The following is an 18,207-nucleotide window of genomic DNA, read 5'->3' on the forward strand; positions in this document are numbered from 1 at the left end:
GTGCCGCCCCCGCGCGGTTGCGACGGGCGTGGACCGCGTTGTCAGTGGACGCCCGCACAATGGAAGCCGGACCGGGACCGGATCCAGATCCAAGGTCCGGGTCCGGATCCAAGGTCCGGATCCGGACCGGGACCTTCGGACATCGGACCTCCGGACCTTCGGACATCGGACCTTGGACGGAAAGGCGGCGTGACCCCATGACCGTATGGGACGACCTCGTCGGGCAGGAGCGGGTGAGCGAGGCGCTCGTCGCCGCCGCCCGGGACGCCGACGCCCTGGTCACCGCCGCCGCGGCCGACCAGCCGCCGCCGGAGTCGTCGAAGATGACCCATGCCTGGCTGTTCACCGGCCCGCCCGGCGCCGGCCGCAACCAGACGGCGCGGGCCTTCGCCGCCGCCCTCCAGTGCGTGAGCCCCGACCGGGCCCTCGGCGGGGTCCCCGGCTGCGGCTTCTGCGACGGCTGCCACACGGCACTGATCGGTACCCACGCGGATGTCACGACCGTCGCCGCCGTCGGCGCCGAGATCCTGGTCAAGGACATGCGCGACACGGTCCGCAAGTCGTACACGTCCCCGGCGACCGGCCGCTGGCAGATCATCCTCGTCGAGGACGCCGAGCGGCTGAACGAGAAGTCGGCCAACGCCGTCCTCAAGGCCGTCGAGGAGCCCGCCCCCCGCACGGTCTGGCTGCTCTGCGCCCCCTCGCTGGAGGACGTGCTGCCCACGATCCGCTCCCGCTGCCGCCACCTGAACCTGAGCACGCCCTCGGTGGCGGCGGTCGCCGACATGCTCGTCCGGCGGGAGGGCATCGAGCCCCAGGTGGCCGAGGCGGCCGCCCGCGCCACCCAGGGGCACGTCGACCGGGCCCGCCGGCTGGCCACCGACCCGGCCGCCCGCGAGCGCCGGGCCGCCGTACTGAAGCTGCCGCTGCGGCTGGACGAGGTCGGGGCCTGTCTGAAGGCGGCCCAGGAGCTGGTGGACGCGGCGGCGGAGGACGCCAAGCAGCTCGCCGAGGAGATGGACGGCAAGGAGACGGAGGAGCTGAAGGCGGCGCTCGGCGCGGCCCAGGGCGGGCGGCTGCCGCGGGGCACGGCGGGCGTGATGAAGGACCTGGAGGACATGCAGAAGCGCCGCCGGACCAGGACCCAGCGGGACAGCCTCGACGTCGCCCTCACCGACCTGACCGGCTTCTACCGCGATGTCCTCGCCCTCCAGCTGGGCTCCAGGGTCGCGATCGCCAACGGCGACGCCGAGGACGCCCTGGAACGGCTGGCCCGGGCCGGCTCGCCCGAGTCCACGCTGCGTCGCATCGAGGCCATCGCCGCCTGCCGGGACGCCCTCGACCGCAATGTGGCGCCGCTGCTGGCGGTGGAGGCGATGACGATGGCGCTCAGAGCGGGCTGAGGTCGGGCTTCGGTTGACCGGGGTCACCCGTACGAGCCACAGACCTCACGCACGGCTCGTAGATCATCTCTCAGCGTTACGCTCGATTGATGCACATCAGGCGAATCCCCCGCCAGGCCCGGAATCGGACCCAGGCCGGGAATCGGCCCCAGACCCGGGGCCGGACCCGTACTCGGACCATGGCGGCCGCCCTGCTCTCGGCCGCCGCCCTGCTCGGCTCGGCGTGCTCCTCCCCGGACAGCGGGTCGACGTCGGCGTCGGCCTCCGCCGGCGTCGCCCAGCTGGCCGCGCTGCCCCGCTCGACGCCGTCCACCCTGGCCCCGTACTACGACCAGAAGCTCGCCTGGCGCAGCTGCGGTGTCCCCGGCTTCCAGTGCGCGACGATGAAGGCGCCGCTGGACTACGCGAAGCCGGGCGCGGGTGACGTCCGGCTCGCGGTCGCCCGCAAGAAGGCCACCGGCAAGGCCAAGCCGCTCGGTTCGTTGCTGGTCAACCCGGGTGGCCCGGGCGGCTCCGCGGTGGACTACCTCCAGCAGTACGCCGGCATCGGCTACCCCGCCGAGGTGCGGGCGCGCTACGACATGGTCGCGGTGGACCCGCGCGGGGTCGCCCGCAGCGAGCCCGTCGAGTGCCTCGACGGACCGCGGATGGACACGTTCACCGAGACCGACATGACCCCCGACGACCAGCGGGAGACGGACCAGCTGGTCGCCCAGTACAAGAAGTTCGCGGAGGCCTGCGGGACGCACTCGGCGCGGTTGCTGCGCCATGTCTCCACCGCCGACTCGGCGCGGGACATGGACATCCTGCGGGCGGTGCTCGGCGACCCGAAGCTGAACTACGTGGGGGCGTCGTACGGCACGTTCCTCGGCGCGACCTACGCGGGCCTGTTCCCGGACCGGGTCGGCCGTATGGTCCTCGACGGCGCGCTGGACCCCTCCCTCAGCGCGCGTGAGCTGAACCTGCAGCAGACCGCGGGCTTCGAGACGGCGTTCCAGTCCTTCGCCGAGGACTGCGCGAAACGCACCGACTGCCCGCTCGGCGACAAGGGAAGCACCCCGACGCAGATCGCCGACAACCTCGGCACCTTCTTCAAGAAGCTCGACGCGCACCCCATCCCGACCGGCGACCCGGACGGCCGCAAACTCACCGAGTCCCTCGCCACGACCGGCGTGATCGCGGCGATGTACGACCAGGCGGAGTGGGAGCAGCTGCGCGACGCGCTGCACGCGGCGACGAAGGAGAACGACGGCGCGGGCCTGCTCGCCCTCTCCGACAGCTACTACGAACGCGACCCGGACGGGCGCTACTCCAACCTGATGTTCGCCAACGCCGCCGTGAACTGCCTGGACCTGCCGCCCGCCTTCAACGGTCCCGGGCAGGTCGAGAACGCCCTGCCCGAGTTCGAGAAGGCGTCCCCGGTGTTCGGCCCCAACCTGGCGTGGGCCTCGCTGAACTGCACGTACTGGCCGGTGCGGGCGACGGGGACACCGCACCGCATCGAGGCGAAGGGCGCTGCCCCGATCGTCGTGGTCGGCACCACCCGCGACCCGGCGACCCCCTACCGCTGGGCCCAGTCCCTCGCCGGCCAGCTCTCCTCGGCCCGCCTCCTCACCTACGTCGGTGACGGCCACACCGCGTACGGCCGGGGCAGCGCCTGCATCGACTCGGCGATCGACACCTACCTCCTCAAGGGCACCCCGCCGGCAGACGGAAAGCGCTGCTCATAGCCCTGCGGCCCGCCCCGGAGCCACCGCTCCGGGGCGTGTACGGAGCACCCCCGGAAACTGTGTAGACTTACCGACGTCGCTGATCGCACCATAGTGCGGACGACGCGCCGCCTTAGCTCAGATGGCCAGAGCAACGCACTCGTAATGCGTAGGTCTCGGGTTCGAATCCCGAAGGCGGCTCCATCGAAACCCAGCTCAGACGGTGTCTGAGCTGGGTTTTCGCGTTCAGCGGATGCGACGGCGGCGCTGAGCACGTGCCGCGCGGCTGCCGACGGTCTCAGTCCTGGTCTCAGTTGGGGGTTCCGGCGCGGGATCCGCGCCGGCCGGGCGGGGCATGAGGTGCTCCCCCATGCGGCGCATCGCGTCCTTCGACGGGTGCGATCGGCCCTTGACGTAGCGGCGGGTCTGGCTGATCCGGGTGTGCCGGCTGCCGTCGTACAGGCGCCGGTCATCGATCCCGGCTTCCTCGAGCAGGTCCTTGAACTCCTCCCAGTCCTGGTGCGGGTCGAGGGGGCGTCCGTCGGGCCGTGAGAAGACGAGGCGGTGTTCCTCCCACAGCTCCCCGGCCGCCGCCCGCATCTCGTCTTGCTGGGCTTTGTGCTGGACCAGGTACCGGATGAACGGGGGAGGGATGGGGACGGGGTTCTGGCTCTTCTTCGTCTTGGGGCGGGTGAAGACCAGTCCGCCGTCTTTCCGGGCGGGGCAGACGCTGGCGTGCTTCGCGCAGCCCTTTACGCACGGCTTCGGGCATCCGCGCAGACCCGCCCGCACGGTGGTCGTGCACGACCTGGCCACCGAGGCGGAGAGCCTGACCACGGTCCATTTCGCCGCGGTCCGCAGCAAGCTCGACAGCGAGACCGCGGTGGAGGAGGTCGCAGCCGACGCGGACTTCACCGCGGCCGCCCGCCGTATCGCCGCCCGGCCCCGGGACGCCGTCCTGTTCGGCGGGGTGCTGCCCGAGCGCGCCGCCGCCTGTGCCCGCGCGCTGCGGGACGCGGGCCATGAGGGCGCCCGTATCGCGGGGGAGCACGTCCTCGGCGCGTCCTTTCTCGCCGTCGGCGAGGACCGGCGGATCGGTGCGGGCTACACCGACGCGAGCGTGGACCCCCGTACCAAGGCGTTCGCCGCGGCGTTCCGGGCCCGCCACGGACAGGCACCCGGTCCCTGGGCGGCCGAGGCGTACGACGCCGTCCGGTTCGCCGCCCAGGGGCTCAGCCGGCTCGGTGACGACGACCGGTCCGCCCTGCGCGGGCTGCTCCTGCGCCGCCCCTGGCGCACGAGGAGTTCGAGGCGGCGGCCGAGGTGCTGCGGCAGGGGCCGGTGCCGCTGCGGGCGTTCGCGCTGTGCCTGGTCGGGGAGGCCGAGCTGCGGCTGGGGCGGTGGGACGAGGCGGTCACCCACCTGGAGTGCGCGGCCTCGATCGCCGCCGACGGACATCAGATCTGGCTGACGTCGTTCCCGCACTCCGCGGCGGCCTTCGTACTCGCCGCCCGGGGCGAGTACGACCGGGCCGCGGCGCACGCGGACAGCGCGGCCGCCGTCCCGGACCGTACCGATCCCACGGACGCGGCGCACTGTTACGCGGCGCGGGCCCGGGCCGCCGTGGCGACGGTGCGCGGCCGGCCCGCCGAGGTCGTCGCCGCGTTACGGCCGCTGCTCGCCTGCGACCGCGACCACTCGGTGAACCAGCCGGGCGTGCTCGCCTGGCGCGACCTGCTGGCCGACGCGCTCGTCACCGAGGGCCGCCTGGAGGAGGCCGAGGCCGTGCTGGAGCCGTACGAGAACGCGGCGTTCGAGCGCCGGCGGTCCTCCGACCTGGCGGCGGCCGGCCGGGTGCGCGGCAATCTGCACGCCGCCCGGCACGAGGCGAAGGCCGCGGAGGAGGCGTACGAGACGGCCGTCGAGCATGCCGGCCGGGCCGGGCTGCCCTTCCACCGGGCCCGCGCGGAGAGCGACTTCGGCGCCTGGCTGCGCCGGGCCGGACGGCGGGCTGCCGCCCGGGAGCACCTGGCCGTGGCCCGGGCGGTGCTGGTGGAGCTGGGTGCCGTGCCCTTCGTGAAGGCCTGCGACCGGGAGCTCGTCGCCTGCGGTGTCCGCCCCGGCGGCGAGGGCGAGGTGCGGACGCCGGACGGCCTCACCCCCCAGGAGCACGCCGTGGCTCAGCTCGCGGCGACCGGGCTGACCAACCGCCGGATCGCGCGCGAGCTGATCCTGAGCGTCAAGACCGTCGAGTACCACCTCAGCCACGCCTACGCGAAGCTGGGCATCAGTTCTCGCGTCGGTCTTGTCGCCCACTTCAGGGCTGGATCATGAACAGGGGGCTCTCGGCGAGGGTGGCGCCGGGGTGCTGGTGGCCGTAGACCACGGAGCCGTACGCCTGGATCAGGTGGCCCTTGCGCTTGGCCAGTTCGGTCCCGGTGACCACGAACTTGAACGAGGCCGCGAGGTCGGACCAGGTCGCGTCGGCGAAACGGCCCGCCACCTTGTGGGGCGTGGCCACCCCCGGCACGGTCGCGGGGATGAGAGTGCCGTCGCTGAGGTCCCTGACGACGAGGGTCACGAGGTAGTCCCCGTGCCCGTCGAACAGGATGAAGCCCGCCTCCGCCTCCAGCACGACCACGGCGTCGCTGCCGGGATCCAGCGTGACGTCGGCGATCCTGCCCTTCTCCTCGCGGCTGAAGATGCGGACGATCTGCGCGTCGTTCGGTCCCATGACGAGGTGTCCCTCCCGTTGGCGGCCGGTGGTCCCCGCCGGACGTTCCGGACACTAGGGACGGCGTGCGGCCCGGACCTCAGAGAGCGCCCAGGGGAAAACCCCGGGGTGCGGGCGGGCGTCAACGCGCGATCAGGTCCGGAGTTCGTCCCCCGCAGGGAAAATCGCTGTAAAAGGGCCGCAAACTAAACCGAAGCCAGGACTACGACCCCCTTTGAGGCAACATCTTGGTTAACCGTGAGTGTCGCGCGGTCAGGGCGTGGCACCGCCACCGGCCGGGATGGGGTGAGGGGCATGGCGCAGCCGAGGATCGCGGTCGCCGTGGTGACCATGGGGAACCGGCCCGACGAAGTCGACGCCCTGCTCAGGTCCGTCGCGAAGCAGGACCTCGCCCCCGCCCGCATCGTGATCGTCGGCAACGGCTGCCGGCTGCCCGAGTTCGCCGGCCGTCTCGATCTGCCCGGCGAGGTCACCACCGTCGAGGTCGAGGACAACCTCGGCTGCCCCGGCGGCCGCAATGTCGCCCTCGCCGCGCTGCGCGAGCACGGCGACGTGGACGTCGTCGTCGAACTGGACGACGACGGGGTACTCGTCGACGTCGAGGTGCTCCGCCAGGTCCGCGCCCTGTTCGCCGCCGACCCGCGCCTCGGCATCGTCGGCTTCCGCATCGCGGACGAGCACGGCGAGACCCAGCAGCGGCACGTGCCGCGCGTCGGCAACGCCGACCCGATGCGCGGGGGTTACGTCACCGGGTTCCTCGGCGGCGGCCACGCCCTGCGCATGTCCATGCTCGCCGAGACCGGCGACTGGCCGGCCGAGTTCTTCTTCGCGCACGAGGAGACCGACCTCGCCTGGCGGGCCGCCGACGCCGGCTGGAAGATCCTCTACGCGCCCGAGCTGCTCCTGCGGCACCCCCGGACCTCGCCCGCACGGCACGCCGTCTACTTCCGGGTGACCGCCCGCAACCGGGTCTGGCTGACCCGCCGCCGGCTGCCGCTGCCGCTGATCCCGGTCCATCTGGCCGTGTGGACACTCATCACCCTGCTGCGCACCCGGTCGACGGGCGGGCTGCGCGCCTGGTTCGGGGGCTTCGTGGAGGGGATGCGCGAACCGGCCGGCGAGCGCCGGCCCATGCGCTGGCGCACGGTGTGGCGGCTCACCCGGCTCGGGCGTCCGCCCGTCATCTGAGGGACGGTTCCGGATCTGAGGGACGGTTCCGGAAACGGGACGAGGGTTCCGGTCGTTCACCTCCGCCGACCGGAACCCTCTCGCGTCCCCGGATCCAGGCCTGCGGCGACACTCCCCCGAGTTACGCGACTGATGCGCGCGCCGTCGGGCCTGGTCCGATGCGAAGATCACATCAAGGCTCGCCAACGGATCGCTAACATGTGGCCAGTGGTTCCCCCGGAGGCCGCCGACCGGTTGGCGTGAAGCCGCCGTACGGCTCGGGGGGCAGGCCGGAAACCCAGCGGATTCCGGCTCCGACCGGCACAGAGAAGATGGCGGGAACTCGTCCCCGACGGATGGGATCCCGCCAGGAACCAGGGACCGGCGGGCACCCCCGCCGTGCGGGAAGGCGATGGGCGGAGCGATGCGGCGGTACGAGCTGCGGTTCGGACTGCTGGGACCTCCGGTGCTGTATCCCGCCGGGGGCGAGGCCCGGCCCATCGGCAGCCCCAAGGTGCGCGCGCTGCTGGCCGCGCTGCTCCTGGAGGCCGGGCGGGTGGTCTCCGTCGACTCGCTCAAGGACGCGCTGTGGGGCGGCGCACCCCCGGTGTCCGCGCAGGCCTCGCTGCACAACCACGTCACCCGGCTGCGCCGGCTCCTCGACGACCCGGAGCGGCTGCGGGCCGTCCCGCCCGGGTACCTGCTGCGCGTCGACGACGGCGAGCTGGACGTCGACGTCTTCGACGCCCGGGTGACGGAGGCACGCGCGGCGCACGGGCGACGGGAGTGGGCGCCGGTGCTGCGCGCCTGCGCCGGGGCGCTCGCGCTCTGGCGCGGTGTTCCGCTCGGCGGCCTGCCCGCCGACTTCGGCGGCCTCGCCTTCGTCCAGCGCCTGGAGGAGGCCCGGCTGTCCCTGCTGGAGTGGCGCTACGACGCGGAGCTCGCCCTCGGCGGGCCCCGACCGGGCGGTGTCGTACCGGAGTTGGCGGCGCTCGTCGCGGAGTACCCGTTCCGTGAGGCCTACCACCGCCAGCTGATGCTCGCCCTGCACCGCACGGGTCGGCAGGCCGAGGCCCTCGCGGTCCACCGCGATCTGCGCGACCGGCTGCGGGAGGAGCTGGGCATCGAGCCGGGGGCGGCGGTGCGCGAGGCCCATGTGGAGGTGCTGCGGGGGAGCGGCGCGGTGGGCGACGCGATGGGGGAGGGAGCGTCGGACGAAGCGGTGCGTGCGGAGGGCGGGGCGGGTGCGGGTGCGTCGGGGCTGGGCGCGCAGTTCCCCGCACCCCTTCGGGGCGCTTCGACCGGGCGTCGGCCGGAAGTCGAAGGCGCCGATGTCCCCGCGGAGTCCACCCCGGCCGCGGACCGGCCCGTCGGCCCCGGTTCTACGCGCGGCGGGTCCCCCACCCCCCGCCCCGCCCAACTCCCGCCACCGCCGGCCCACTTCACCGGCCGCGCCGCCGTCCGTGAGGAACTGAGCCGCGCCCTCACCCCGGCTGCTGCCGCCGCCCCCGTCCCCGCCGTGGCCGTCGTCAGCGGTATGGCCGGGGTCGGCAAGAGCGCGCTCGCCCTGCAGGTCGCCCATCAGCTGCGTGAACGTTTCCCCGACGGGCAGCTCTACGTCAACCTGCACGGCGCCACCCCCGGCGTGCCTCCGCTCGCCCCCGCCCAGGCGCTCGCCGCGCTGCTGCGGGACCTCGGCGCCGACCCCCGGCACATCCCCGAACACCCGGACGCCGCTGCCGCGTTGCTGCGCTCGCTGCTCGCCCCGACCCGCACCCTGCTGCTGCTCGACGACGCCGCGTCCGCCGCCCAGGTACGGCCGCTGCTCCCGGGCGGCCCCGGCTGCGCGGTGATCGTCACCAGCCGGTCCCCGCTCACCGCCCTCGACGGCGCCCGCCGCCTGCCGCTCGGGCCGCTGACCGGCGAGGACAGCGCGGCGCTGCTGCGCGCGGTCAGCGGACGGGAGGGGATCGACGCCGGTCACCCGCTCGTCGGCCTCACCGGCCGGCTTCCGCTCGCCCTGCGCGTGGTCGCCGCCCGGCTGGCCGCCCGCCGCGCCCTCACTCCCGAGATGCTGGCCGGGCAACTGGCCGCCACCGAGGGCAGGCTGCACCACCTCGAATACGACGACCTGAGCGTCCGGCGCTCCCTCGCCGTCGCCCATGACGCCCTCGCCGCCGCCGGCCGCGCACCCGACCGCGACGCCGCCGACGCCCTGCGCCACCTCGGCGCCCTGGAACTGCCCACCTACGGTGCCCCGCTGATCGCCCGGCTCGCCGGCACGGACCCGCGCCGCGCCGAGGCCGCCCTGGACCGGCTGGTCGACGTGGCCCTGCTGGAGGAGACCGCGTACGGCCGCTACGCCCCGCACGACCTGGTGCGGGACTTCGCCCGGGAGCTGGCCGGGGCCGGGGGCGCCGACCGCACCGAGGCCGCCCTGACCGCCCTGCGCTGGTTCGCCGCCGTCGCCGAACTCGCCCTCGTCGCGATCCTCGAACCCGGCCTCGACCAGGGCGACCGCCGCCGCCCCACCGCCGCCCAGCCCCCCGAACACCAGCCGTACGTCGCCGCCCTGCCGCCCTTCGAGTGCGCCGAACACGCCTTCGCCTGGGGCGATCTGGAGCTGGAGAACATCGTCGCCCTGGTGGGGAGGTACGCCGACACGGCCGATCCCCGGATCAGCGCGTATCTGTCCACCCTCGTCCGGCTCCTCTTCCCCTACGTCCTGCGCGGCGGCCGGGTCGCCGAGATGGAGGTGCTCGGCACGGCCGCCCTGGCCGCCGCGCGCCGTCTCGGGGACGAGCCCGCCGAGGCCTACGCCCTGGGCGATCTCGCCGGACTGCGCTTCCTGACCGGTCGCCAGCGCGAGGCCCTCGCCCTGACCGACCGGGCGCTCGCCCTCTGGCGGCGGCTGGACGTGCCGTCCTGGATCCGGCGCAGCCTCAACAACCGGGGGCTGCTGCTGGAAGGGCTCGGCCGGTACGAGGAGTCGGGGGAGGCGCTGCGGCAGAGCCTGGCGTACTCCCGGCAGCTGAACGACCCCTACGGCGAGGCCGTCACCCACAGCCACCTCGGCAACCTCTACGAGCACACCGACCCGCGTGCCGCCATCGAGCAGCACCGGCGCTCCCTGGCGATCGGGGACGCGATCGGCGCCGTCATCCTGCAGCACTCGGCGCACTGCAACATCGGCTACGCCCACCTCACCCTCGGCGAACCGGCCGCGGCCGCCACGCACTTCGAGGAGAGCCTGCGCATCCTCGGCGGGCACGGCGACTGGCACGGCGAGTCCCAGACCCGGCTCGGCCTGGTCCGCGCACTGCGCGGCCTCGGCCGCACCGACCGCGCCCACCGGGAGTGCACCGAGCTGCTGCGCCGGGCGGACGCCCGCGCCGACCGCTACAGCGGCGGTCTCGCCCGCCACCAACTCGGTCTGCTCCTGCGCGAACAGGGGCGCACGGGCGAGGCGTACGAGGTCTGGCGGGCGGCCCTGGCCGCCCTGGACGGCACGGACGAGCCGGACGTCCTCGCGGAGCTGGGCGAGCTGCTGGCACCCGGAGACTGATCACTTGGCGTCGGCATAGCACTCCACCACCGCCGTCGTGAACGGGAATCTGACCGGCGTCTCGCCGAACGTCAGCCGTCCGGCCAGGTCGGCCGCCTCCCGGATCGCCGCCACGACCGTCTCGGTCTCCTCCTCGGGACAGTGCACGATCACCTCGTCGTGCTGGAAGAAGACCAGTTCCGCCGCCAGGTCCGCGCAGGTCCGGCGCAGCGCGGCGAGCATCAGCAGGGCCCAGTCGGCGGCGCTGCCCTGGACGACGAAGTTGCGCGCGAAGCGGCCCCGGGCACGGGAGTTGGTGGAGGCGTACCCCGGCACCCAGCCGTCGGCGGTCTGCTCCTCGGCTTCCTCCTGGGGCATGCCCGCCTCCTCCGCGCCGTCGCCCGCACCGGCCGCCGGCGGGCAGGTCCGGCCCAGCCAGGTGCGCACCAGCCGGCCCTCCTCGCCCTCCCGTGCCGCGTCGTCGACATAGGCCACCGCCTTGGGGAAGCGGCGTCTGAGCGCGGCCAGGTTCTTCAGCCCGTCGCCGGAGGTCTGGCCGTAGACCGCGCCGAGGACGGCGATCTTGGCCTGCTGGCGATCGCCGGAGAAGGCACGGTCGGAGACGGACTGGTACAGGTCGGTCTCCCGCCCCGCGACCTCCATCAGCCCGGGGTCGCGGGAGATGGCCGCCAGCACCCGGGGCTCCATCTGGTCGGCGTCGGCGACGACCAGCCGCCAGCCGGGATCGGCGACCGCGGCCCGCCGGATCACCTTGGGGATCTGCAGCGCGCCCCCGCCGTTGGTCACCCAGCGCCCGGTGACCGTGCCACCCGCGTGGAACTCGGGCCGGAAGCGGCCGTCCCGCACCCAGTCCTGCAGCCAGGTCCAGCCGTGCGCCACCCAGATCCGGTACAGCTTCTTGTACTCCAGGAGCGGTTTCACCGCCGGGTGGTCGACGGACGAGATCTCCCAGCGGCGGGTGGACTTCACCTTGATCCCGGCCTGGGCGAAGGCCTTGACCACATCGGCGGGCAGGTCCGGGCGCACCCGACGGCCGAAGGCGGCCGAGACCTCGTCCGCCAGCTCGGCCAGCCGGCGCGGTTCGCCGCCGCCCGCGTACCGCTCGCCGAGCAGTTCGCGCAGCACCTCGCGGTGCACCTCGGCGCTCCAGGGCACACCCGCGCGGTTCATCTCGGCGGCGATCAGCATGCCCGCCGACTCGGCGGCGGTCAGCAGCCGCATCCGGTCGGGGCGTTCGGCCCGGTCGTGCCGGCGCTGCTGCTCTGCGTAGACCACGAGGAGTTCGTCGAGCGTGAGGCGGGCGGTGCCCTCCGGCTCGAACAGGGGGGGACTGCGCGCCCGGTTCGGCCGAGCGCTGCGGCGGGTCGGGCGGTACGGGGCCGCCCCGGAGGCGGGCCAGGGCGGCGGCGGCCGAACGCGGCTCACCGGACCGTCCCTCGTGGCCCAGCAGAAGTGTCTCGGCGTCCTCGATGTCGTAGCACCGCTCCACTCGCACCCCCGTGGCGAGCAGGCGCGGGTAGACCTCGGCGGTCGACCGCCACACCCAGCGTGTGACCTCCGGGCGGCCCCTGACCGCCCCGGCGAGATCGGGCTCCCGCCGCACCGGCCCGGCGGGCAGCCCGTCCGGACCGAGGGGGGCGACATCCACGCCACCGTCCTCGGCCGGAGCGAGAGCCCATCGGTCGGTCATGCTGCGAGTGTGGCAGGCAGCACTGACAATCGCTCTGACCTGCGGATTCGATGGTCCGGGAGGTTTCTCAGCCGGCTTCGCCCCGCTCCGCGTCGCCCGTCGCCCCGGCCGCCCCCGCCGCCTCCGTCGCCGCCTTCTTCTGCTCCCCCAGCAGGGCCAGCACCTTGGCGACGTACTCCTCGGTGGGCGGCTTGGTGATGCCGAGGCCGCTGAGGACGCCCGCGCCGTTCTCGTGCTCCAGGAGGGCCAGCAGCAGGTGTTCGGTGCCGATGTAGTTGTGGCCGAGGCGCAGGGCCTCGCGGAAGGTGAGTTCGAGGGCCTTCTTCGCCTCCGGACCGTACGGGACGAGGTCGGGGACGTCCTCCGCGGCGGGCGGCAGCGCGGCCGTCGCCGTCTGGCGCACGGTGTCCAGCAGGACGCCCTGCGCGAGGATCGCCTTCGCCGCGATGCCCTCCGGCTCGGCGAGCAGCCCGAGGACCAGGTGCTCGGGGCGGCCCTCCGGGTTGCGCGCCGTGACGGCCTCGTTGTGGGCCGCCATGACCACGTTCCGGGCGCGCTGGGTGTAGCGGTCGAAGCCCTGGTTGGGGTCGAGTGCGGCGGACTCCTTGGGCACGAAGCGCTTCTGTGCCGCCTGCCGGGTGACGCCCATGCTCTTGCCGATCTCGGTCCAGGAGGCGCCCGAGCGCCGGGCCTGGTCGACGAAGTGCCCGATGAGATGGTCGGCCACGTCGCCCAGGTGGTCGGCGGCGATCACCGCGTCCTGGAGCTGGTCGAGGGGTTCCGGGTGCACCTTCTTGATCGCCGCGATCAGATCGTCGAGGCGTACGGATGCCGTGATGTTCTGGTCGGTAGCCATGTGTCAACCTTAGGTTGACACTCCGAAGGTGTCAACCATCGGTTGACAGTCCCGGCCGGAAGGACCACCGCCGGGACTGTCCACAGGGTGTGGACGGCCGCCGCGCGCCGTCGGTACCGCGTGGCACGATCGACGCGTGACCAGCAGCGAGCCCAGCACCGTCGACCGAGCCTTCCGCACGGCGCTGTACGACGACACCGACTCCGGCCTCGACACGGGCGCGTCCCTCCTCGCGGCCGACTCCGACGCGGACGCGGAACTCGCGCGCCGGGGCCGGGACTTCGTCGCGGCGGCCTGGCGGCGCGGCTGGCAGCCCGCCGACGTCGTACGGCTGGTGCGGCGCGAGCTGGAGGACGCGCATGTCCGCCTCGCCGCCGGGCTGATCCTGGCGCAGGTGCCGGACGACCGGCCGCGCGGCCCACGCTGGCGGGCCCAGCTCGACGCGCTGCCGGACGGCGACGCGCGCGTGGGCGACCGTTTCTCGCGGGCCACCGCCGTCCTGGAGCTGTACCGGCTGCTGCTGCGGCTGCCCGCACTGGAGCCCCTCGACGAGCCCGGCGCCGGGTCCGGTGCCGGACCCCGCGCGGACGCGGTCCGGCCCGAGTCCCGCATGCTCACCCGGATCCGCGCGCTGCTCGCCAAGGCCGAGGCGACCGGCTACCCGGAGGAGGCGGAGGCGCTCAGCGCGAAGGCCCAGGAGCTGATGGCCCGGCACAGCGTCGACGAGGCGCTGCTCGCCGCGGGGGCGCCCGCGCCGGACGCGCCCGGAGCCTGCCGGATCGGAGTGGAGCCGCCGTACGAGCAGGCCAAGGCGGTGCTGCTGGACGCGGTCGCCACGGCCAACCACTGCCGCGCGGTGTGGAACGAGCCGCTCTCCTTCTCCACGGTCGTCGGCTTCGCGGCGGACCTGGAGGCGGTCGAGCTGCTCTACACCTCGCTGCTGGTGCAGGCCACGCACGCGATGACGAAGGCGGAGGCCACCCAGCGGGCGGGCGGCCGCAAACGCACCAAGACCTTCCGCCAGTCCTTCCTGGCGGCCTACGCCCACCGCGTCGGCGACCGCCTGGCCGCCGCCGCGGAGTCGGCCGTGACCGAGACCGAGACGGCCGTGGACCTGCTCCCGGTCCTGGCGAGCAGAGAGACGGCCGTGGCCGACCGTATGGAGCGGATGTTCCCGGAGACGACCACGACCCGCCTGCGCGGGGTGACCGACGAGGCGGGCTGGACGGAGGGAACCCGGGCAGCGGATCAGGCACAGGTGCGCTCTCGCTCCCAGCTTCCCTGACCCCGCACGCGACCCGTCAGGTCAGGGGCGCCCACGGCCCGCCGGAGGCCTGAGGCGCCCCGCCGGGGGCGCGGGACTGTATCGATATGCGGCTCCGCCACGCGGGCGCGGCCGGCCCCCACCGCTATCCGCCCCCCACCGGCGGCCGGCCGGCATCCGGCCCCACCGGCGGTCGGCCGGCATCCGGCCCCCCACCGGCATCCGACCGAACCGGCGGCTCCGTAGCCGGCTCTTCGCCGTCAGTCCCCAGCCTGCTGGAACGCCCCCACCGTCGCGTTCGGCTTCGCCGCCGACCCCTTGCCCGCAACCGCCCCGTACTTCCAAGGGAAGCTCTGCGTCGCGTCGCTGCCCGGCAGGGACACCTCCATCGACGTGGCCGCGAGGCTCGCCGCGTCGCCGTCCTTGCCCCGCACGTAGCTGATCGAGAACGTCGCGGAGTCGCCCTTGGCCAGCTTGAGCTTCTGGTTCTTCGCGCCGGACAGCGAGGAGAGCGACGCGGACGTGCCGCCCGCCTTGAGCGTCACCCCGGCGAACCCGTCCAGCGTGCACGGCGCGCTCTGGTTGGTGAGGCTCACCGGCACCTCGCCGGTGTCCCCGGCGGCCGGTGCGACGCTCGCGGAGCCCACCTGCACGGAGACCTTGCCGATCTGGCAGGCGGAGCTGTTCTTGCTGCTGGACCCGCCACCGCCGCTGTCGCAGGCGGTGAGGGCGAGGGCGGCGGCGAGGGCCGTGACGGTGAGCGGAATGGCGCGCATGAGCAGATCCCCATCGAGGTCGTGACGGTGTCCCAGCATCATCACGCCCCCGCCCGGGTCCCGCTCGCCCGCCCCCGTCCTTGACCCGTTCGGGGTGCGTCCGCCCCGCCCGTGACGGCGGCCGGCACCCGTGCCGCCCGGCCGGATCCGGCCCTACTGACCAAGGCTCGCCGTCGGCAGCCCCGACGGCAGCTTGCCGCCCTCGGCCTTGGTGTAGGTCTCCTCGCCGGTCTTCCCCGACCAGGTGACCTTCATACTGCTCTTGCTGACCGAGTCGACCATTCCGGTGACCCGGCCCTTGCTGCCGTCCGTGCAGGTGAGGTGGATCATCCGCATCCCTGCCTCCTCGCCCGCGGTCCCGCTGCACACGGCCCCGCCGGTCTCGAAGAGCCCCGCGGACTTCCCGGTGACCACCAGGGCGACGATCTTGCCGCCGCTGGTGGTGATCCAGCTGCCCTGCAGCGCGTCGGACGAGGCCGTGGCGCTGTCCGAACCGGCCGTGGCGCTCGCCGCCGCGGACGACGTGCCCGACGGGGTGGCCGAGGAGTCGCTGCCGGAGTCGCCGCCGCCGCTGCACGCGGTCAGCGCGAGCGCGCCCACCAGCCCCGCGGCGGCGGCCGCGATCCGCACGACCGGCCGCGCGGAGGCCGGTACGGAAGAAACGGAAGCGCAAGGAGCCGATGCGGAAGAGGCCGAAGCCGTCTCCGCGGGCGTCGTAGCCGTACTCGCCGTAGCCGTGGTCACCGCAACGCTCCCGAGCTCTAGGGGGTCGGCCGCCCGGCTGCCCGGGCGACAGCCGCAAGCTACCAGGACTCACCAAGAGGACTTGCGTACGCCGGGTAGGTATCCGCTGTGGGCCTGGTCCCGCAGATTCACCCGGGACAGGCCGAACGCGCGGAAGTAACCGCGCGGCCGGCCGTCCACCTGGTCGCGGTTGCGCACACGCGTGGCGCTCGCGTCGCGCGGCTGCCTGTCCAGCTCACGCCGGGCGGCGAGCCGCTGCGCCGCCGTCGAGGAGGGCCGCCGGACGATCTCCTTCAGCTCGGCCCGCCGGGCGGCGTACCGCGCCACGACCTGCTGCCGCCGCTCGCTCTTCGCGATCTTGCTCTTCTTCGCCATATCGGTGCCCCGCCCCCTTCAGACCTTCACGCCTCGCGCGCGGATGCGCGCCACGGCCGCCTCCACGCCGATCGCGTCGACCGTTCTGACGGCGCGGGCGCTCAGCCGCAGCCGTACGTGCCGGCCCTCGCCCGGCAGCCAGTAGCGCTTGGTCTGGATGTTCGGGTCGAAGCGGCGGGAGGTCCGCCGGTGGGAGTGGGAGACGCGGTTGCCGAAACCGGGCTGGGCGCCGGTCAGCATGCAGTGCGCGGACATGGTGACGTAGCTCTCCTCGGAATAGTTAGTGCTAATGGGATTCATTTTCAGTAAGATAGCAGCCATGGCACGCAACGAACTCCGCCCGGTCGTCAGGCTCCGGTCCACCGCAGGGACCGGCTACACCTACGTGACCCGCAAGAACCGCCGGAACGATCCGGACCGTATGACGCTGCGCAAGTTCGACCCGGTCGCCGGCCGGCACGTCGACTTCCGAGAGGAGCGCTGAACCCCCGCCATGCGCAAGGGAATCCACCCGGACCACCGGCCCGTCGTGTTCCGTGACCGGGCCGCCGGCCACGCCTTCCTCACCCGCTCGACGATGACGAGCGAGAAGACGGTCGAGTGGGAGGGCGGCCGGACCTACCCCGTGGTCGACGTCGAGATCTCGAACGTCAGCCACCCCTTCTATACCGGCACCGCCCGCGTCCTCGACACCGCCGGGCGCGTCGAGCGCTTCGAGCGGCGGTACGGAAAGCAGGGCTGATGCGTCCCGCCGCCCCGCTCCCCGTCGTGATCGTCGGCGGACTGCACGCCGACGCCCGCAGGCGGGTCGTCGCCCGGCTGCTCGCCGACGTCCCCGGCAGCGTCGTACTCCACCACGACCTCGCGACGGCCGCCGACGGCACGGTCGTACGGACCGTCCGGGACGCCACCGGAGTCCTCGCCGCCGGTGAGACGCCCCTGGTCGACGACTGCGCGTGCTGCGCCCTGCGCGAGGACCTGGTGCCCGAGCTGCGCAGGCTCGCCGACGACGGCCGTACCCGGCTCGCGGTCGTCGAGCTGTGGGACTCCGTCGAGCCCAAGGCGATGGCCGAGGTGGTCGTCGCGGGCGGGCTCAGCGTCACCGGGGTGATCACCGCCGTCGACCCGGCCCTGCTGCTGCCGTACCTCGGCAACGGCGACGACCTCGCCGACACCGGCCTCGCCGCGGCCGCCGCCGACCGGCGCACGGTCGCCGACACCTTTGCCCGGCAGCTGGAGTACGCCCCGGTCCTCGCCGTCCTCGACTCCCCGGAGGCCGACGACGAGGACCACGAGCTGCTCGCGCAGCTCCACCCGACCGCCCGCCGAGTCCCCCTCCCGGGCGGCCACCCCGGGGACTCGGCGGGCCCCGCTCCCGGCGCCGCGCTGGTCCGGGCCGCGCTCGCCGGCTTCGACGTGGAGGCGGCCGCCGCCGCCCAGCACCCGGCCTCGGCCCTGCTGCCCGCCGAGGCCGACGGCCACGGGGTGTCCACGCTGGTCTGGCACCGCAGACGGCCCTTCCATCCCGAGCGGCTGTACGCGGCCCTGGAGGACCTGACCTGCGCGGCCGCCCGCAGCCGCGGCCGGTTCTGGCTCGCCGACAAGCCCGATGTGCTGCTGCACTGGGACGCGGCGGGCGGCGCCCTCTGCGTGGAGAGCGCCGGGCCGTGGCTCGCCTCCCTGCCGGACGCGGCCTGGGAGATGGTCCCGCCGGTGCGCCGGGCCGCCGCGGCGCTCGACTGGCACCCGGAGCACGGCGACTGCTGCCAGCACCTGGTCTTCACGTCCCCCGGCCTCGACCGCGACGGGCTCGAACGTCTCCTGGAGTCCTGTCTGTTGACCGACGCCGAGTACGCCGCCGGGCGGGCCGCCTGGAAGCGGCTGCCGCCCGCCTTCGACACCCTCCTGGAGGTCTGACCCCGCC

General features: G+C 74.0%; 15 protein-coding genes, 1 tRNA gene and 3 pseudogenes. 11 read left to right on the forward strand and 8 right to left on the reverse strand.

Translation table 11 applies throughout. The features are described 5' to 3' along the window. Positions 1-197 precede the first annotated feature (197 nt). The 3 genes from ACFZDK_RS14155 (at position 198) to ACFZDK_RS14165 (ending at position 3,316) form a co-directional block, all read left to right on the forward strand. Positions 198-1,403 carry a DNA polymerase III subunit delta' gene (locus ACFZDK_RS14155; RefSeq protein ID WP_390972349.1) on the forward strand — a complete coding sequence of 402 codons (1,206 nt, stop codon included), beginning with the start codon at positions 198-200 and terminating at the stop codon, positions 1,401-1,403. 179 nt (positions 1,404-1,582) lie between these two features. Continuing rightward, a complete protein-coding gene (locus ACFZDK_RS14160) occupies positions 1,583-3,133 on the forward strand; it encodes an alpha/beta fold hydrolase (RefSeq protein WP_390972351.1) in 1,551 nt (516 codons plus the stop codon). A gap of 106 nt (positions 3,134-3,239) precedes the next feature. Next, a tRNA-Thr gene (locus tag ACFZDK_RS14165) sits at positions 3,240-3,316 on the forward strand. A gap of 42 nt (positions 3,317-3,358) precedes the next feature. Here ACFZDK_RS14165 and ACFZDK_RS14170 read toward each other — a convergent pair. Next, positions 3,359-3,901 (reverse strand): annotated as a pseudogene (locus ACFZDK_RS14170) (integrase); the annotation flags it as partial. A gap of 94 nt (positions 3,902-3,995) precedes the next feature. Between ACFZDK_RS14170 and ACFZDK_RS14175 the strand changes: the two are divergent. After that, positions 3,996-4,370, forward strand: a pseudogene (locus tag ACFZDK_RS14175) (ABC transporter substrate-binding protein); the annotation flags it as partial. Between the two features lie 65 nt (positions 4,371-4,435). Further along, positions 4,436-5,446 carry a LuxR C-terminal-related transcriptional regulator gene (locus ACFZDK_RS14180; protein ID WP_390972352.1) on the forward strand — a complete coding sequence of 337 codons (1,011 nt, stop codon included), beginning with the start codon at positions 4,436-4,438 and terminating at the stop codon, positions 5,444-5,446. On the opposite strand, the gene ACFZDK_RS14185 is transcribed toward ACFZDK_RS14180, so the two are convergent. Next, the gene (locus tag ACFZDK_RS14185) at positions 5,430-5,846 is read right to left on the reverse strand and encodes a hypothetical protein (RefSeq protein ID WP_390972354.1); all 417 of its coding nucleotides are present in this window, start codon (positions 5,844-5,846) and stop codon (positions 5,430-5,432) included. The two genes, ACFZDK_RS14180 and ACFZDK_RS14185, sit on opposite strands and share 17 nt — an antisense overlap. Positions 5,847-6,140: 294 nt before the next feature. Between ACFZDK_RS14185 and ACFZDK_RS14190 the strand changes: the two genes are divergently transcribed. Together ACFZDK_RS14190 and ACFZDK_RS14195 are read left to right on the forward strand one after the other, a co-directional pair. Continuing rightward, complete coding sequence (locus tag ACFZDK_RS14190) at positions 6,141-7,034, forward strand: glycosyltransferase (RefSeq protein WP_390972356.1); 894 nt, start codon at positions 6,141-6,143, stop codon at positions 7,032-7,034. A 403-nt stretch (positions 7,035-7,437) separates the two neighbouring features. Then, a complete protein-coding gene (locus ACFZDK_RS14195; RefSeq protein WP_390972532.1) occupies positions 7,438-10,578 on the forward strand; it encodes a BTAD domain-containing putative transcriptional regulator in 3,141 nt (1,046 codons plus the stop codon). Here the strand turns inward: ACFZDK_RS14195 and ACFZDK_RS14200 are convergent. Together ACFZDK_RS14200 and ACFZDK_RS14205 are read right to left on the reverse strand one after the other, a co-directional pair. Next, positions 10,579-12,268, reverse strand: a pseudogene (locus ACFZDK_RS14200) (bifunctional 3'-5' exonuclease/DNA polymerase). Positions 12,269-12,335: 67 nt separating this feature from the next. Further along, a complete protein-coding gene (locus ACFZDK_RS14205) occupies positions 12,336-13,124 on the reverse strand; it encodes a Clp protease N-terminal domain-containing protein (RefSeq protein WP_390972357.1) in 789 nt (262 codons plus the stop codon). A gap of 136 nt (positions 13,125-13,260) precedes the next feature. On the opposite strand from ACFZDK_RS14205, the gene ACFZDK_RS14210 reads away from it, so the two are divergent. Beyond that, positions 13,261-14,409: a DUF2786 domain-containing protein gene (locus tag ACFZDK_RS14210; protein ID WP_390972359.1), complete on the forward strand. Its 1,149-nt coding sequence runs from the start codon at positions 13,261-13,263 to the stop codon at positions 14,407-14,409. Between the two features lie 239 nt (positions 14,410-14,648). Here ACFZDK_RS14210 and ACFZDK_RS14215 read toward each other — a convergent pair whose 3' ends face one another. The 4 genes from ACFZDK_RS14215 to rpmB form a co-directional block, all read right to left on the reverse strand. Beyond that, on the reverse strand, positions 14,649-15,164 hold the full coding sequence (locus ACFZDK_RS14215; RefSeq protein ID WP_390972361.1) for a DUF4232 domain-containing protein: 516 nt from the start codon (positions 15,162-15,164) through the stop codon (positions 14,649-14,651). 153 nt (positions 15,165-15,317) lie between these two features. Next, the gene (locus ACFZDK_RS14220) at positions 15,318-15,794 is read right to left on the reverse strand and encodes a hypothetical protein (protein WP_390972362.1); all 477 of its coding nucleotides are present in this window, start codon (positions 15,792-15,794) and stop codon (positions 15,318-15,320) included. A 183-nt stretch (positions 15,795-15,977) separates the two neighbouring features. Continuing rightward, entirely contained in the window at positions 15,978-16,283 is a 306-nt protein-coding gene (gene rpsN / locus ACFZDK_RS14225; protein WP_390972363.1) for a 30S ribosomal protein S14, read from the reverse strand. Positions 16,284-16,301: 18 nt separating this feature from the next. Continuing rightward, entirely contained in the window at positions 16,302-16,538 is a 237-nt protein-coding gene (gene rpmB / locus ACFZDK_RS14230; protein WP_359206081.1) for a 50S ribosomal protein L28, read from the reverse strand. A 64-nt stretch (positions 16,539-16,602) separates the two neighbouring features. Between rpmB and rpmG the strand changes: the two genes are divergently transcribed. The 3 genes from rpmG to ACFZDK_RS14245 are packed head-to-tail and all read left to right on the forward strand — an operon-like array spanning position 16,603 to position 18,200. Beyond that, positions 16,603-16,767, forward strand: a complete 165-nt coding sequence (gene rpmG, locus ACFZDK_RS14235) for a 50S ribosomal protein L33 (RefSeq protein ID WP_355727060.1) — start codon at positions 16,603-16,605, stop codon at positions 16,765-16,767. Positions 16,768-16,776: 9 nt separating this feature from the next. Further along, positions 16,777-17,025, forward strand: coding sequence for a type B 50S ribosomal protein L31 (locus tag ACFZDK_RS14240; RefSeq protein ID WP_390972364.1), 249 nt, complete (start codon positions 16,777-16,779; stop codon positions 17,023-17,025). After that, complete coding sequence (locus ACFZDK_RS14245) at positions 17,025-18,200, forward strand: GTP-binding protein (protein ID WP_390972366.1); 1,176 nt, start codon at positions 17,025-17,027, stop codon at positions 18,198-18,200. Before ACFZDK_RS14240 ends, ACFZDK_RS14245 begins: the two co-directional genes overlap by 1 nt. Positions 18,201-18,207: the final 7 nt, after the last annotated feature.

The organism is Streptomyces sp. NPDC007901 (assembly GCF_042959465.1).
Taxonomy (GTDB): Bacteria; Actinomycetota; Actinomycetes; order Streptomycetales; family Streptomycetaceae; genus Streptomyces.